Here is a 16,263-nt window from a genome sequence, read left to right as displayed (position 1 = left end):
CCAGCGATCCCCGAAACCTCGTGCCCGATGTGTTCCGGGCGCATTGACCCTGGCCGTGCGTGTCTAGGCGATTGCGGACGGTTGGTAGTCGTTCGAGGCGGTCGTGGACTCGAAAGGCCCTCCTGCCTGGTCGGCGGCGGTGTCCCTCCCGACGCGCGGGGACGGGCCCAGCAGGCGGGCGGGCTCGACGTGGCCGGGTCCGGTCGCGCCGGCGCCGGGCACGTGGTCCTGGCCGAAGTGCCCGCCGCGGCTCCAGGCGCGGGCGGAGGCCTCGTCGGGGGTCCCCGCTTCCGGCGGTGCGCCCGGGAGCGCACCGTTCCACCGCCGCTCCACCCCCCAGGCGTCCAGCCAGGCCAGCACCGGCTCCAGGCCGCGCATCGGGCCGTCGGTGAAGGGGGCCTCCGGGCGGGCGACCACCGCGACCACCAGGCACACGCGCCCCTCCAGACCGTGGTCGACGTGCTGTTCGTACTGGTGGGTGCCGCCGAGGTCGATCCGGCCGCGCCGGGTGGCGGGCAGCAGCTGCACGATCTCCCCGGTCAGGGGGTTCCAGACGAGATGGGTCTCGCGGTGCCGTTCCACCAGCCGCCGGGCCTCCTGGCCGGCCGACCGAGTGGCTGGGTCGGACCCGGTCACGCTCCACACGGCACGCGGCGCGCCGCGTCCCGGCGGAGCCACCGTGGCCCGGCCCTGGATCCTCTCGGCGGCCGACATCCACGCCTGCGTCATCGCAGTTCCCTCATCCCGTCGTCGGTGTGGGCCCCGCGGGTCGAGGTGGAGCCCCGGACACGCTCCGCACCTCCTGCGTACGCCACCGCGCGCGAGAAGTCCATATGTCCGCGCGCGTGGGACAGGGTCTTGTCACCTTCACGTCCGGCGTCCCGTGCTCACACGCGTCGCGGCCACCACGCGGTCCACACCGACGACGATCGACCCCGCCCACGATGCTCGGACCCGCCCACGACGACCGGGCCCGTCCCCGATGACCGGGCCCCACGACGACCGGCCCCACAAACGACGACCGGGCCGTGGCATCGCGCCACGGCCCGGTCGTCGTGAGCGGTCGGCCGCCGTCGCGGGCCGGTGCCCCCAGCGGTCAGCTCTCCTCGTCCTCCGCGATGCGCAGCGAGAACGCCTGGAGGAAGATGTCGCCGATCTCGGTCGGGTCCTCCGTCATGTACGCGGCGCCGCCCGTGGCCGCGGCGATCCGCTGCAGCGGCTCCAGGTTCTGCACGTCGGGGCCGAACGCGATCGTGATGATCGGGATCGGCCGCGACGCGCTGGCGATGCCGTCGATCTCGCTCAGCAGCTGGTCCAGCTCCATCCCGCCGGGGTTGTCGTTGTCCCCGTCGGTGAGCATCAGGATGACGTTGGTCCGGTCCGGCTGGTAGGTGCGCGACATCTCCTGGTAGGCGGCCAGGTAGGTGTCGTAGAGCGCCGTGTCCCCCTGGGGCAGCGGCTGCAGCTGGGCCAGGGCGTTGCCGATGACGTCCCGGTGCGCGGTCCCGGCCTCGTCGGTCGTCTGGAGCTCGCGGACCGGCGCGATCTCCTGGTAGTGGAGGTTGTTGTTGACGTTCGTGGAGAACTGCCACACGCCCAGCTCCGCCGTGGGGGTGAACATCCGCAGGCCCTCCGTCGCCGCGGCGGTCGTCACCTGCATCCGCGTCATGCCGGTCCCGGGCACCTCGGCGAGCATCGAGCCGGACACGTCCACGATCGTCAGGACCCGCGACTCCATCTTCAGCTGGTTCCAGGTGCGGGTGAGCTCGGTGACCGCCCCGCCCGAGGGCGCCGGCAGCGCCGAGGGCTCCTCCTCGCGGAACCCGACGTCCTCGGTGAGCACGGACGTGTCGATCTCGCCGTCGGAGCCGCGGAACCCGTCGGCGAGGTAGCGCTCCACCGCGCCCGGCGCGCGCACGGCCTCGCGGAACAGGTCCGCGGCGCGCGTGGTCTCGCTCTCCTCGCTGCGCACCACGTAGGGGTAGTCGAGGTAGTAGGTGCCGCCCTCCAGGTAGCGGGCCTGGGCGGCGGCGTCGTCGTGCTCGGCGTTGTAGCGCCACACGGCCTGTTCGGACATGACCATGACCGGCGGGGCCTCGGAGTCACCGCCGCTCAGTGCGAGGAAGGCGGCCTCCTCGTCGGAGGACGCGCCCTGGTGCAGGGACTGCAGCGCCGCGGTCATGTACGCGTTGAAGGTGTCGGTGTCGGGGCTGGCCTCCTCCAGGGCGCCCTGGAGGAGGTAGAGCGTGCCCAGTCCCGTGGAGCTGCGGGCGGGGTCCACCACGCGCACGGTACGGCCGGCGTCCTCGGACGGAGCGGCCGTGGGGATCACGTCCGACCACTGCACGTCCTCGCCCGCGCCCTGGCCGAACTCGGCGAGCTCGGCCAGGACCAGCGGGGAGCGGGCCACGGAGGTGCCGGTCTCGGTGATGACGGCGTCGCCGGACTGGCTCTGCACCAGCTGCGACCACACGCTGGAGTCGGGGACCCAGACGTCGGAGTCGGTGTCGCCCATGGTCGCGCCCGCGCCGGTGATGCCGAAGGCGACGTTGGCGGAGTCGACCGCGCGCACGCTGACCCGCACGCACGACCCGTCCACCTGCTGCTCCTCGGCGTTGAACTCCGTGGCGACGTCGTTCAGGGCGGGGGCGATCTCGGGGGAGGCCGCGACGTCGAGTTCGACGTCGGAACCGCCGCAGCCGTCCGACTGCCCGAACATGTACACGCCCGCGACGGCGAGGCCGATCACGATGACCAGGGCGGCGGCGAGGGCGGCGAAAGCCCCGCCGCGGCCGCGCCGACGCCTGTCCCGGCTCGGGGGCTCTTCTGCGTATCTTCCGCGGTGACGTCCCACAGCATTCCTCACGGGGTGGTGTACGGCCGGAGAGTCGTACAGGGGGTGTGTTCCGGGGGTCCGGGGAGCGGTCGTTCTGTCCGGTCCGCAACGGGACGCATCCGACCACTGGGCTGTTACTGGTGGGAACGGTACTCAACTGGTCATGGGGAGCGCATGCCGTGGGAGTCCGTTCATCGGGTGCTCGTCCGGTGACGGAGAGGCTCGGGGGGCGAAGCAGTACCGGTCACCTCGGGTGATCCGGGCCATGGCTCGCGCCCAAGTGAACGTGAAGTGGCCTGTCCGAAATTCTATTCCGTTATTTGATCGAGACGTTTTCGAGCCGAAATCCGGCCGCGCCGCCGCCCCCGTGCGGCCTCAGCTGTCGCAGTCGGGCACACACAGCCTCCGGGAGACCGAGCTGAGGAAGATGTCGCCGATCTCGTCCGGGTCGTCGGTGACGAAGAGCGAGCCGCTGGTAGCCGCGGTGATCTGGCGCAGGCGCTCCTCCTCGGCCTGGGCGCCGAACGCGATGACGAACAGGCTCACCGGCCGCTCGGGGTCGAACCGGTCCTGGAGCGCCGTCACCAGCTCCTCGTGGGACAGGTCGCTGGAGCCCTCGTCGGCCCCCGCGGTCAACAGGATGACGCTGTTGATCTTGTCCTCGTCGTAGCGGGCCTGCACCTCGTCGAAGGCGTCCAGGACGTTGTCGTACAACCGGGACCCGCCGCCCTCCACCGTGATGTCCTCGGCGACGCCCACGAGCTCCTGTCTGCGCGTGATGTCGCCGTCCTCGCCCGACACGCCGAGTTCGCGCAGGTCGGCGGCCTCCTCGCGTCCCCGCTCGCCGAGTTCGTCGGACATCAGCCACAGCCCCATGTCCGTCTCGTCGGGGAACAGCGACAGGCCCGTCAGCGCCGCCTGCCGGGCGACCTCCATCCGGCTCGGGCCGCCGTCGAGGCCGTCCGCCATGTTCGCCGAGGTGTCGGCGAGCACCAGGGCGCGGCTGGGCATGGACAGGCGGTTCCAGTCGGTGACCGAGGCCAGCAGGGCGTCGCCGGTCAGGTCCTCGTGCGTGGGAGGCTCCTCGGCCGCCACCCCCGGCCGCTCGGCCAGTCCGGCCGCCGCCCGGCCGCCGGGGTCGCGGAACCCGAGTTCACGCAGGCGGGTCCGGTAGGCGTCGTCGCCCAGCACCTCGTACAGGTCCGCGGCGGCCGCCTCCAGGGACGCGTCGTCGGTGACGGTCACGTAGGGGTAGTCCAGGCCGACCGTGCCCTCGGACGGGTAGAGCGCCTCCAGTGCCGGGGCGTCCTGCGCGCGGGTGCTGTTGTAGGACACCACGGCCTGCTCGGGCGCGGCGATGAGCGGGTCCACCCGGTCCCGCGCCGCCGGGGAGCCGGTGAAGAAGGTGCCCAGGTCGATCTCGCCGAAGGCGCTGTCGAGCTGGACGTCGCGCACGAAGTCGGTCATGGCGGTGTCGGCGTCGTCCCCGGTGCCCAGGTGGCGGCGGACCGCGTGCATGACCGTCATCCCGTCGGCGCCGCGGTTGGGGTCGACCATCACCAGGGGGCGCTCGGGTTCGCGCTCGCCCGGCAGGACCAGCGTCCAGCTGGCGTCCTCGGGCTCGGGCAGTCCCTCGGCGCCCTCGGGCGCGGCCAGCACCACGGGGGAGTTGGCCAGCGACGGGGGATCGGTCTCGATGCCCCGCGCCCCGCGCTCGGACACGCGCGCCAGCTCCACCCACGCGGAGGACTCGGGCACCCACACGTGCGGGGCGATGGTCGAGTCCCCGGGCCGGCCGCCGGAGACCGCCGTCATGATCCGGTGCGGAGCGATCTCGTCCACCTGCGCGTAGACGCAGTCGCCGCCGTAGCTGGGGCGGTCCTCGTTGAACTCGGTGGCGGCCTCGCGGAGCACGGGGGCGATGCTCTGGGTCGCCGACACCCGCAGGTAGCGCGTGTCGCCGCACCCGAGCACGTTCAGGCCGACCGGAACCGCGACCGCGGCCAGCGTGATGAGCGCGATGGCGATCACGGTGAAGCCCAACGGGGACCGGACCACCCTGCGGGTGGTCGAGACGGCCGGTGAGGCGATGCGGTGGCGTCCACTGGACACGGGCACTCCGGGGTCTGGCTGGGGGTCTGCTCCCGGTCGCGTTCGTTCGCGGGCGCCAGCGCCGCCAGGGGTGCCGCGGAGAGCCGCGCCCGGCGCTCACGGAGGCGAGTGTGAACCTTCACACGGAGGCAGGCATCACACGAAGGTGAACGCGAACGTCCGGGAGCCTGTCGCGAACGATTCCTCACCAGGACCTTACTCGCTGGTAATGGCGCAGCGGAAGGGGCCGGTCGGCCCTCCGTGACGGCGCCCGGTGGCCGGAGCGGGGAGATCCCTTTGTTACTGTGCCCACCCGAGAGCACACCGACCCCACCGTTACACTTGGGCCCCACTCCTGGACCCAGACCGACGCGCGGCCCCTGTTCCGCGCGGACTGAGGACCACGTGTCCACCGACCCCCGAGGGTTTTGGCATGTCCCCATCGCACAGTGACCACCGCGGCCGAGGCACGCTCGGCACCTACCTGCTCGTCGGCGCGTGCACCGTCGGCGCCGCGGCGTACGCGGTCCTGGTCGGGCCCTCGATGCTGCCGCCGGAGCAGGCGCACACCGCCACCTCCGCCGCGACGGTGGAGTCCGGCCCGGTGGTGGAGGAGCCCGAGGAGGTCGAACAGCAGGCCCCCGTCGGCTTCCTCCAGATCCAGGTCAGCGACCGGGACCGCGCCTGGGTGCAGACCCTGAGCTGCTCCGGCGACGCCGAGGAGGACCCCGAGACCTGCGCCGCGCTGGCCGAGGCCGCCGCCGAACTCGGCTCCGACCCCGTGGACACCACCGGCGTGGACACCACCGGCGTCGGTGAGCCCGCCGACGACGCCGGCACCGGCGCGGACGAGGTCGAGGGCGAGGACGAGGACGGGCGGTCCGACGGCGCCGTCGAACCGACCGTCGCCATCGACCCCGGCGTCGAGCAGCTGTTCACCGAGGTACGCGAGGGCACCGTGTGCACGGACAAGCTCTACGGCCCCCAGGAGGCCACCATCGTGGGTACCTGGGAGGGCATGGAGGTCGAGACGACGCTCTCCCGCAAGGGCTCCTGCGAGGAGGCCCGCTGGCAGCGCCTGCGCGCGGTCACCGACCAGATCAGCTGACCCGGACCGCGGCAGCCTCCGGGGCGGTGCGCCGCCGCTGGATAATGGGTGGCCATGGACGTGATCAAGGTCAGTGACCCCGCCGATCCGCGCCTGGCCGACTACACCCGCCTGCGCGACGTGAACCTGCGCCGCCACCTGGAGGCCGAGCACGGCCTGTTCATGGCCGAGGGCGACAAGGTCATCCGCCGCGCGGCGGCCGCGGGCTTCGAGCCGCGCAGCTTCCTGCTCACCGAGCGCCGGGCCGCGGCCCTGGACGACGTGGTCGCCGCCTCGGACGCGCCGCTGTACGTGGTCAGCGAGGAGACCGCCGAGCGGCTGGTCGGCTTCGACCTGCACCGCGGCGCGCTGGCCGCCTACCGGCGCCGCGCCCTGCCCGGCCTGGCGGAGGTCCTGGCCGGAGCGCGGAGCATCGTCGTCCTGGAGGACCTGGTGGACCACACCAACGTGGGCGCCATCTTCCGCAGCGCCGCCGGGCTCGGTATCGACGCCGTCGTGCTCGCCCCGCGCTGCGCCGACCCCCTCTACCGCCGCGCCGTCAAGGTGTCGATGGGCGCGGTGTTCACCCTGCCCTACACCCGCCTGGAAGACTGGTACGGAGGCCTGGACACCCTGCGCGAGGCCGGGTTCCGCCTCATGGCGCTCACCCCCGGAGCCGACTCGCTGCCGCTGCGCGAGGCGGTGGCCGCGCTCGGCCCCGACGACCGTGTCGGCCTGCTGCTGGGCACCGAGGGTGACGGGCTGTCCTCCCGCTGGCTGGAGCGCGCCTCCGACAGGGTGCACATCCCCATGGCCGACCGCGACGTCGACTCCCTCAACGTCACCGCCGCCGCGGCCGTGGCGTGCTACGAGCTGGCCGGGCGCGCCCGACGGCCGCCGCATGGCACACCCTAGAGTGGCCTCTGACACGGACCGAGCGGAGCGGAGGGGTGCGGCCTCATGGGCGGTAGGGCACTCGTGCAGTGGGAGCAGAACCGGAACAACGCGCCGAGTTCCCTGCACGTCGACATCTATGCCGGGGGACCCGCCCCGGAGACCGGCCTGGAGGACGTGGGCTTCTACCAGGTGCCCTACGCGCCCTCCACGCAGGGCGTGGACGGGCGCTACGACCTGGTGTCCCGGCTCCCGTCCTTGGAGGTCCTCCAGCTGGTGTCGGCCGGCTACGAGCACGTCCTGCCCCTGATCCCCGACCACGTGACCCTGTGCAACGGGCGCGGGCTGCACGACGCCAGCACGGCCGAGCACGCCCTCGGACTCATCCTCGCCGCCCAGCGCGACCTGCCCCGCTGGGCCCTGGACCAGAAGGGGCACCGGTGGGGGTCGGCCGACCTGCGCTCGCTGGCCGACTGCCGCGTGGTGATCGTCGGCTACGGCAGCATCGGGCAGGCGATCGAGCGCCGCCTTGTGCCGTTCGAGACCGACGTCGTGCGCGTGGCCGGCCGGGCCAGGCCGGACGAGGGCGTGCACGGGATCGGTGAGCTGCACGGCCTGCTGCCCCACGCCGACATCGTCGTCCTGGTCACCCCGCTGACCGAGCACACGCGCGGGCTCTTCGGGGCCGCCGAGTTCGCCCTTCTGCCCGACGACGCCCTCGTGGTCAACGTGGGCCGCGGCCCGGTGCTGGACACCGACGCGCTGCTGGCCCAGGGCGGGCGGGTCCGCGCGGCCCTGGACGTCACCGACCCCGAGCCGCTGCCGGCGGAGCACCCGCTGTGGGACCAGCCCGGGGTGTACCTGACGCCGCACGTGGCCGGGGGCTCCGCGGCCTTCTACCCGCGTGCCCGCGCGTTCGTCGACGACCAGCTCGCGCGGTGGGCCGCGGGCAGGCCCCTGGCCAACGTGGTGCGCCCCGGTCGCTAGACGGTGTTGTGTGCGGCATTCCGGGCTCGCGGCCGCCAGGCTGCCTCGCCGCGTCTCCGCGCCGCGTTTCCGCGCTCGTGCACACCTTCCGGCCGAACGTCGTCCATCGTCGTGCGGGAGAGGGACTGACGACCGCTCGCTCACCCGAAGGCCCACACTCCCTGGGCGTGTTCCGCGGACGCCGTCCGTAGCGAGGCGGGGTGAGCGTCCGCGGAACAGGCCCAGGGAACCCGCCGGATCGTCGTCGGCGCGGGCCACACTGGTCGTATGCGGATCGCGGTGGTCGCCGACGGCGAGGGCGGCGGGTGGATCCAGGAACTGGACGGGAGCCCCGGCCCGGTCCGCCGTGTCGCCGACCTCGCGGACGCCGTGCGCCGCGCCGAGGCGGAGGGCGTCCGCCCCCGGGGTGCCGCCTCCGGCCCGGGCCCGTCGGGTCCGCGACCGCCCAGGTGGGTCTGGTCGTCCGGCGAGGACGTTTACCCCGACCTCGTCCGGGCCGGTGCACGGGTGTCGCGCTGCCACGACGTCGCCCTCACCGAGGCGCTCCTGCTGGGGCACGACGTCCGCCACGCCGAACCGCACTCCCTCGGCGCGGCCTGGGCCCGGCTGCACGACCGGCCGGTGCCCGAGGACCCCGTGCGCCCACTGGGCGAGGGCACGGCCGCCCAGCCCGCGCTGTTCGAGGCCGACCGCTCCACGCTGCCGCCCGGGACCGACCGGCTCGCCGCCCTCGGGGAGGTGCACGACGACCAGCGCCGGCGCCTGGCCGCACTGCCCGACCGCGAGCGGATGGAACTGCTGGCCGCGGTGGAGTCCGCGGGCGGCCTCGCCGCCGTCGAGATGAGCGGCGACGGCCTGCCCCTGCGGCCCGACGTCCACGACGAGGTCCTCACCGAACTCCTGGGTCCGCGGCCTCCGGCGGGGCAGCGGCCCGCGGTCCTCGCCGACCTCGCCGCCCGCATCTCCGACGCGGTCGGGCGCGACGTCAACCCGGACTCGCCCGCCCAGGTCCTGCGGGCCATGGCGTGGATCGGCCACCCGGTCTCCTCCACCCGCTCGTGGGAGCTGGAACGCGTCGACCACCCCGTCGTGCCCCTCCTGCTGCGGTACAAGGAGCTGTCCCGCCTGCACTCGGCCAACGGCTGGGCGTGGCTGGAGACCTGGGTGCGCGAGCGCCCCGGCCCCGACGGTCTCCGGCTCGGCCGGTTCCAGCCCGACTACGTCGTCGGAGGAGTCGTCTCCGGCCGGTGGGCCACCCGCGGGGGAGGGGCGCTGCAGATCCCCAGGGCCATCCGCCGCGCGGTGCGCGCCGATCCCGGCTGGGTCCTGGTCCGGGCCGACGCCGGGCAGCTCGAACCCCGGGTGCTGGCCGCCGTCTCCGGCGACGCCGCCCTGGCCGCCGCGGCCGCCGAGGACGACCTCTACGCGCGCCTGGCCGACCAGGTGGGCGGCGACCGCGAGCGCGCCAAGATCGGTGTGCTCTCGGCCATGTACGGGCAGACCTCCGGCGACGCCGCGCCGCTGCTGGCCACCATGCGGCGCCTGTATCCGCGCGCCCTGGAGTACGTCGACGCCGCCGCGCGGGTGGGGGAGGGCGGGGGCATCGTGCGGTCCTGGCTGGGGCGGACCTCGCCCGCGCCGGCCGACTGGCAGGCCCGCACGGCCGGATCCGAGGGAGAGCGGCGCCGGCGTGCGCACGGCCGCTTCACGCGCAACTTCGTCGTCCAGGCGAGCGCGGCCGAGTGGGCGCTGGTCATGCTGGCGGCGCTGCGCCAGGGCCTGCCGGAGCTGCCCGAGGGCGCGGGGATCGTGTTCTTCGTGCACGACGAGGTCGTACTGCACGTGCCCCGCGAGTACGCGGACGAGACCGTGCGCGCGGTCGCCGAGGCCGAGACGCGCACACGCACGACCCTCTTCGGGGACACGCCGGTCCGCTTCCCGCTGTCCACCACGGTCACGGACTCCTACGACGAGCGGTAGGGCGGGTGTGCCGGGGCACGGGTGTGGCGTGTGAGGCGGGTGTGGTGGGTGCGACTTCGGCTGCGGATATGGCGTTGCGGCGCGTATGGCGGGTGTGGGCGGGGTGGCGCGCGTCGGGGCGAGTGTGGCGGGTGCGGCGTGTGGGGCCGGGGCGGCCTGCGGCGGGGTGGGTGCGACTTGGGCTGCGGATGCGGTGTTGCGGCGGGTGTGGGCAGGGCGGCGCGTGGTGTGGCGGGGGCACGGGTGTGGCGTTGCGGCGGGGCCGCGTTCCCCGGTTCCGTTCCGTCTGCGGGCGGGCGCGTATCGCTTCCGTGGCCGTGAGGTGGACGTCCGATATCGGACCGCGTGGGCTTCTTGCCAACCGGCGCCGCTACACCCATTCTTGGATCCGGAACGTACCGCACCGACATCGTGCCCCCGGGGACCCCGCCCCGACGGGTCCTGGAGAGGATGAGGCCCCCCGTGCGGAGCCGCTTGAGAACTTGCGCGGGCACCACGGCCGCGTTCGCGGTCGCCTTCACCGCCTTCGGTGCCGCCCCGGCCTGGGCCGACCCGGTGGTCGAGGACCGTCCCGCCGTCTCCGAACAGCTGTCCCCCGACGCCCCGAGCGGTTCCCACCCCCGGGACCGCGCCGCGGACTCCCCGTCCGAGGCCCCCGACGTGGCCGACACCGAGGACCTGCGCCGCGACGCCTACGTGGCCCCCTTCCGGGAGGCGCGCAGCGTCGAGTACTTCGTCGTGGCACCCACCACCCTGCCCCGGGAGACGGTGGACGCCGTCCGCGACATCGAGGGCGTGGAGCACGTCCTGAGGGTCGACGCCGCCCGCGTGCGCGTGGACGGGGAACCCACCTCCGTGCTGGGCGTGAACCCGTCCAGCTTCCGCAACCACGCCCCCGAGCCCTCCGCCGAGTCCGACGAGATCTGGCAGGGCGTCGCCGAGGGCCGCGTGGCCCTGTCCAACGACGTCGGCACCGAGCGCGATCTGAACGTGGGCAGCGAGGTGACCGTCGAGGGCGGCCGCGGCGACGTCCCCCTGGAGGTGTGGACGCACGCCACCTCCGGCATCGCGGGGATCGACGCCCTGGTCTCGCGGGAGCGCGCCGCCGAACTCGGCATGCCCGAGGGCAACGCACTGATCGTCTCGGCCCCCGACGCCGACCTGTACGAGCTGCACGAGGCCCTGGGCGAGGCGGTCGGCGAGGACGTCTCCCTCCAACTGGTCGCCGACGACCCCGAGCCGGACGTGTCCGGCGACGCGGTCCCGGAGACGGTGATCGAGGAGGTCATCGCGCACGCGGAGACCCAGCTCGGCGTCCCCTACGTGTGGGGCGGGACGACCCCGAACGTCGGTTTCGACTGCTCCGGGCTCCTGCAGTGGGCCTTCCGGGAGGCCGGGGTGACCATCCCGCGCGTGACGCACGACCAGTGGAACGCCGGCGAGCGCGTGGCCTTCGACGACATCGAGCGCGGCGACCTGCTGTTCTGGCGCACCGACCCGACGGCCCCCGACTACATCTCCCACGTGGCCATCTACCTCGGCGACGGCATGATGCTGGAGGCCCCGCGCACCGGACTGGACGTGCGTGTGACGTCCGTGCGCACCGCCAACTACGCGGGCGCGGTACGCGTCAACACCTGAATCGCGCCCCTGGCGTGCGACGACGCCGTTCCGCCCTGCCCCGAACTCGGGGCGGGGCGGAATTGTTTCCGTTCCGTCACCCGCCATTCATCCCGCGCGTCACAGGCATAACAGGAGTGGGCCGTGGCGCCACCGCGTCGGTGGCACCACGGCCCACTCGTTTCTCCTTGTCCGAAAAACCAGCCGGGAGGGGAAGGCAGGTCTCGGTGAGGAGGAGGAAACAGGGGCGTCGCTGAGGGAGGGGGAGACAGCGAACGGTCCCTGCTATTCGTGGTATTGAGTTCTGACAAAACTCGCGCCCGAAATCCGTGGGCGGGTCGTCGCACAGGGTCTACATAAGCAGTGACCGGACGATTTGGCAAGAGGAGCGAACAAGGCAAACAACCACCTTCAACCCGTTCCTATCACTCATCTCGGTCATCTCACCGGCGACTTCCTGGTCGATGCGTCTCCTTCCCGCCCGTCGCCCACCATCGCCCCGGGGCGCTTCGCGACAGGTGGGGCTTCCGCCCTCATCCGAGAGCCTTCGGCTCCAGCCCTTCCCGCCCGTCGCCCACCATCGCCCCGGGGCGCTTCGCGACAGGTGGGGCTTCCGCCCTCATCCGAGAGCCTTCGGCTCCAGCCCTTCCTGGTCAGCGCCCGGCCGCGTACCCCTGGGACCCGCGGGCGTCGGCGGCGGCACGCAGTTCGCCCGACTCCGGATCACGGGCCACGGCCGCCAGCCGACCCAGTGACCAGGGCTGCGCGACCTGCACTCGGTGACCGCGGGCGCGCAGGTCGCCGATGGTGTCCTCGCCCACACCCGGCTCCACGACCAGGTCGCCGGGGACGGTCTCGCGGGGGTGGAAGGAGCTCGGGAAGGCGTTGGTGTGGAACATCGGGGTGTCCAGGGCCTCCTGGAGATCGTCCACGCCGTTGAGGACGCGCAGGAGCGCGGTGAACGTCCACTGGTCCTGTTGGTCGCCGCCCGGCGTGCCGATGGCCAGGACCGCCTCGCCGTCCGCGCGGGTCACCAGGGTGGGCGACAGGGTCGTGCGCGGGCGTTTGCCGGGCTCCAGGGCGTTGGGGGAGGCGGGGTCCAGCCAGAACATCTGCGCGCGGGTCCCCAGGGGGAACCCCAGGTCGGGGATGACCGGAGAACTGCTGAGCCAGCCGCCGCTGGGCGTGGCGGAGACCATGTTGCCCGCGGCGTCGACGACGTCCAGGTGGCAGGTGTCCCCGCGAAGGTCGGCGGGTGTCGCCCCGGCCTCGTCGCCGACGGTGGGCTCGCCGGTGGTGCGGTCGCCCGGCGTCCGGCCCGGCAGGTACTCCGGCGGCAGGAAGGGCGGGCGGTCGCCGATCCGCCCCGGTCGCTGCTCCAGGCTCGCGGCGTCGTCGACGAGTGCGGCGCGCCGGGCGGCGTAGCCGGTGCTCAGAAGCTCCCGGAGCGGGACGTCGGTGTGCAGCGGATCGCCGTACCAGGCCTCGCGGTCGGCGAACGCGAGCTTGGCCGCCTCGGTCACCCGGTGGACGAACTCCGCGCTGACCCCGTCCAGGACGTCGCGGCCGGTGCCCAGCGCCTCGGCCAGCCGGAACTGCTGGAGCATCGCCGGACCCTGGCCCCACGGCCCCGTCTTGTGCACGGTGTGGTCGCCGTAGGACACGCTCACGGTGTCCTCGTAGTGCGCCCGCCAGTCCGCCATGTCCTGGGCGCTCAGCAGGGCCCGGTGCGGGACGCCCGCGCCGTCGGGGACGGGGGAGGAGAGGAACGCGCCGACCGCTTCGGCGACGAAGCCCTGGGACCAGGCGCGGCGTGCGGCCTCGATCTGTGCCTCGCGGTCGGGGCCCGCCCCCTCGGCCTCGGTGATGATCCTTCGGTAGGTGGCGGCCAGGGCGGGGTTGCGCAGGCGGGAGCCGGCGGCGGGCGCGGCGCCGTGCGGGAGGTAGACCGCGGCAGAGCCGGTCCAGTGCCGGGTGAAGACGGGGGCGAGGGCGCCGATGGCGAGGGCGATGCGCTCCAGGACGGGGTACCCGCGTTCGGCGAGCCCGACGGCGTGGTCCAGGACCTGGCGGACGGTCATGGTGCCGTGGTCGCGCAGCAGCAGCATCCAGGCGTCGAAGGAGCCGGGGACGGTGGCGGGCAGGACACCCGACCCGGGGATGCGGTCCATGCCGGCGAACGCGTCGATGGTGGCCGCCGCGGGGGCGACCCCCTGCCCGCACAGGACCCGGGGTCTGCCGCCCGCGGCCCGCAGGATGACGGGCACCTCGCCGCCGGGGCCGTTGAGGTGGGGTTCGACCACCTGGAGGGTGAAGCCCGCCGCGACGGCGGCGTCGAAGGCGTTGCCGCCGCGCTCCAGGACGGACATGCCGCTCGCGCTGGCGAGCCAGTGGGTCGAGGCGACCATGCCGAAGTCGCCGACCAGTTGCGGGCGGGTGGTGAAACCGGGCATCTGAGAGGGCCTTTCCGAGGCGGGGGATGTGGGAGTGGGAGGGGCGGGCGGTAAGCGGAGGAGCAGGGAAGGGAAACGAAAGGGCAGGACGGGAAGTGGAGGGCCGGGGACGGGGAGTGGGAGGGAAGGGGCGAAAGGGCGGAGAGCGGGTGACGGGACCGGTGTGCGGGGGGCGGCGGTGACGTCCGCCCCGTCCGCCGGGGCGGCGCCCGCCGTCCCGCCGGTCGCTGGTCCCACCGGTCCGGCCGGTCCCACCGAGCGCGCTGGATCCCGCGGGCCGGAACGGCCGACCGGGACCGAGCGGACGGATGCGGCCGTGGGTGACTGTGCGTGGCCGTGGGCGCTCCCGCGCCGGGGGGTACCTGTCGTGGACGATCCGGGACCGGACGTCGAGGCGACCGTACAGCAAGAGCGCGATGTCCGATATGGGTTCGACGGGTCGGTTGGTTTCCGTGCGCGGAATGAGTCCGGCGCGTTGTCCACAGACGCGAAACCGGGGCTGGTGCCAGGCACCAGCCCCGGATTGACTTGATTCAGGGGACCTTCAGGGTCCGCCGACCTCATGCTGCCCGCCGACCGCTCTCACTCCGTTCGGGACACCTCGTGAACCTCAGGAACCACTCGTGTCGGCCTCGGTCGGGAAGCTCCACGGCAGCGACTCCCACAGTTCCTGCCACTCCTCGTCGTCCACCGGGTCGATCTCGCCCTCCTCGGGCAGTTCCCCGTCCTGACCGGTCTGCGACACCTGGTCCATGCCCTCGGTCATCGCGTCCTCGGCCTCCTGGACCAGGGCGGCGATCTCGTCCGCCACGTCGTCCAGCACGCCCTCCACCGCGGCCGTGTCGATGTCGTTGGCCCGCGCGCACTCGGTGGTGGCGGAGTTCTTCTGCTCCTCGTCGCCGTAGTACCAGACGGTCGCGAGCAGGCGGTCGCGCTCGGCGTCGTCCAGATCCCCCTTGGAGAGGGCCTGCTCGACGAACGCCCCGGAGTCCGGGGTCAGGGACTCGGTGTCCAGCACGGTCTCGCCGGAACCGAAGTCCACGAACTGGTCGATGAGGCACTCCTTGACCTGGCGGGACCTGGTGTCCTCGACGGACTCCTCCGCGGGTGCCTCCTCAGTCGGGGCTTCCTCGGCCGGTGCTTCCTCGGCGGGAGCCTCAGCCTCGGGCTCCTCCTCAGCCGGGGCTTCCTCCTCCGGGGCCTCCTCGGCGGGAGCCTCGGCCTCGGGCTCCTCCTCTTCCGGAGCTTCTTCGGCCGGGGCCTCCTCAGTCGGGGCCTCCTCTGCGGGGGCCTCCTCAGCCGGGGCCTCCTCAGTTGGGGCCTCCTCGGCGGGAGCCTCAGCCTCGGGCTCCTCTTCCTCCGGAGCTTCCTCGCCCGGAGCTTCCTCCTCCGGGGCCTCCTCGGCCGGAGCCTCTTCCTCCGGCTCCTCGGCCTCCGGCGGGTTGGCCACCGGCTCGACCTCGGCGGTGTCCTCCGCGTCCGCGCCCGCGTTCTCCGCCTCCGCGGCGCCCTCGACCTCGTCCTCGACCTCGGCGGCCTCCACCGACGTCGCGAACTTGACCAGCTCGTTGCCGCCCCACCGGTCCGGCTGCAGGTGCGTGGTCACCGCGACGCCCGGCTCCTCCAGCCAGAACAGGTCGCCCGACTCCTCCGACAGGAAGGCGCCGCCGGTGAACGTCTCGTTCGGTTCCAGGCGTTCGAGTTCGCCCGTGGGAAGGTGCCCGTACCGGCTCTGGCGGAGGTCGTCCAGTTCCTGGAAGGCCTCGGAGCGGACCACGGCCACCCGGCCGTACAGCTGGTCGGGGCCCTGCGTCCAGGAGATCTGGGACTGCCGGTTGCCCTGCCGGTCGGTCGCGGACGAGGCGCTGATCCCGTACCGCTCCAGACCCGGCGGCAGGTAGCCGATCTCGTATCCGTCAAGGCTGTAGGTCGAGACGCCCTGGGTGATCAGCGGCCAGTTGAGCGACCGCGACTCCTTGTCGTCGGCCACCGCCGTCCCGCTGACGCCCATCAGCCCAGTCGTGGAGATGGCGGCGGCACTGAACAGCGCGACCCACCTCTTGTGGTGCTTGCGCATGCGTGTTCCTTCCCATCGACTACTAGGGGTAATGATTTCAGGGCAGTGAGTGATTATCGAGGGGATTCGTCGTCAAAATTCGTACATAAAGTGATCAAGTATGTGCATACGGTAGCGATCGCGGGGTTCGTCGGCACGTTCACCAGGCACCACCAGATGGTGGGACGCCGATCACCGGATGCTCCGCACACGGTCATCGCAGGGTCACCACGCGCGTTCACCCTGAGGTGGCAGTTGG

Annotated in this window: 10 protein-coding genes; 5 read left to right on the top strand and 5 right to left on the bottom strand. The window is 73.1% G+C overall.

Annotated features, from left to right (window positions below):
• Nucleotides 1-63: 63 nt before the first annotated feature.
• From ADL05_RS01015 to ADL05_RS01005, 3 genes are all read right to left on the bottom strand, one after another.
• Entirely contained in the window at nt 64-729 is a 666-nt protein-coding gene (locus ADL05_RS01015; protein WP_197285639.1) for a hypothetical protein, read from the bottom strand.
• Between the two features lie 367 nt (nt 730-1,096).
• Entirely contained in the window at nt 1,097-2,854 is a 1,758-nt protein-coding gene (locus ADL05_RS01010; RefSeq protein ID WP_053614904.1) for a substrate-binding domain-containing protein, read from the bottom strand.
• Between the two features lie 357 nt (nt 2,855-3,211).
• Complete coding sequence (locus tag ADL05_RS01005) at nt 3,212-4,948, bottom strand: substrate-binding domain-containing protein (RefSeq protein ID WP_053614903.1); 1,737 nt, start codon at nt 4,946-4,948, stop codon at nt 3,212-3,214.
• 412 nt (nt 4,949-5,360) lie between these two features.
• Between ADL05_RS01005 and ADL05_RS01000 the strand changes: the two genes are divergently transcribed.
• The 5 genes from ADL05_RS01000 to ADL05_RS00980 all read left to right on the top strand — a co-directional run bounded on the left by ADL05_RS01000 (nt 5,361) and on the right by ADL05_RS00980 (nt 11,516).
• The gene (locus ADL05_RS01000; RefSeq protein WP_053614902.1) at nt 5,361-6,035 is read left to right on the top strand and encodes a hypothetical protein; all 675 of its coding nucleotides are present in this window, start codon (nt 5,361-5,363) and stop codon (nt 6,033-6,035) included.
• 54 nt (nt 6,036-6,089) lie between these two features.
• Complete coding sequence (locus tag ADL05_RS00995; protein ID WP_053615046.1) at nt 6,090-6,929, top strand: RNA methyltransferase; 840 nt, start codon at nt 6,090-6,092, stop codon at nt 6,927-6,929.
• 45 nt (nt 6,930-6,974) lie between these two features.
• Nucleotides 6,975-7,895: a 2-hydroxyacid dehydrogenase gene (locus ADL05_RS00990; protein WP_053614901.1), complete on the top strand. Its 921-nt coding sequence runs from the start codon at nt 6,975-6,977 to the stop codon at nt 7,893-7,895.
• 267 nt (nt 7,896-8,162) lie between these two features.
• Entirely contained in the window at nt 8,163-9,875 is a 1,713-nt protein-coding gene (locus ADL05_RS00985; protein WP_053614900.1) for a bifunctional 3'-5' exonuclease/DNA polymerase, read from the top strand.
• Nucleotides 9,876-10,337: 462 nt separating this feature from the next.
• Complete coding sequence (locus tag ADL05_RS00980; RefSeq protein ID WP_231640548.1) at nt 10,338-11,516, top strand: C40 family peptidase; 1,179 nt, start codon at nt 10,338-10,340, stop codon at nt 11,514-11,516.
• 632 nt (nt 11,517-12,148) lie between these two features.
• Here ADL05_RS00980 and ADL05_RS00975 read toward each other — a convergent pair.
• A complete protein-coding gene (locus tag ADL05_RS00975) occupies nt 12,149-13,948 on the bottom strand; it encodes a gamma-glutamyltransferase family protein (RefSeq protein ID WP_053614898.1) in 1,800 nt (599 codons plus the stop codon).
• 610 nt (nt 13,949-14,558) lie between these two features.
• Entirely contained in the window at nt 14,559-16,025 is a 1,467-nt protein-coding gene (locus tag ADL05_RS00970; protein WP_053614897.1) for a hypothetical protein, read from the bottom strand.
• Between the last annotated feature and the right edge of the window lie 238 nt (nt 16,026-16,263).

It is taken from the genome of Nocardiopsis sp. NRRL B-16309 (genome assembly GCF_001279585.1).
In the GTDB taxonomy this organism is placed as follows: Bacteria; Actinomycetota; Actinomycetes; order Streptosporangiales; family Streptosporangiaceae; genus Nocardiopsis.
The sequence above is the reverse complement of the archived record's forward strand: the minus strand, read 5'-3'. Positions and strand labels throughout refer to the sequence as shown.

Coding starts and splice junctions, on each gene's coding strand:
- ADL05_RS00970 (WP_053614897.1), bottom strand. CDS start 16,025: ATGCGCAAGCACCACAAGAGGTGGGTCGCGCTGTTCAGTGCCGCCGCC.
- ADL05_RS00985 (WP_053614900.1), top strand. CDS start 8,163: ATGCGGATCGCGGTGGTCGCCGACGGCGAGGGCGGCGGGTGGATCCAG.
- ADL05_RS01015 (WP_197285639.1), bottom strand. CDS start 729: ATGACGCAGGCGTGGATGTCGGCCGCCGAGAGGATCCAGGGCCGGGCC.
- ADL05_RS00995 (WP_053615046.1), top strand. CDS start 6,090: ATGGACGTGATCAAGGTCAGTGACCCCGCCGATCCGCGCCTGGCCGAC.
- ADL05_RS00975 (WP_053614898.1), bottom strand. CDS start 13,948: ATGCCCGGTTTCACCACCCGCCCGCAACTGGTCGGCGACTTCGGCATG.
- ADL05_RS01000 (WP_053614902.1), top strand. CDS start 5,361: ATGTCCCCATCGCACAGTGACCACCGCGGCCGAGGCACGCTCGGCACC.
- ADL05_RS00990 (WP_053614901.1), top strand. CDS start 6,975: ATGGGCGGTAGGGCACTCGTGCAGTGGGAGCAGAACCGGAACAACGCG.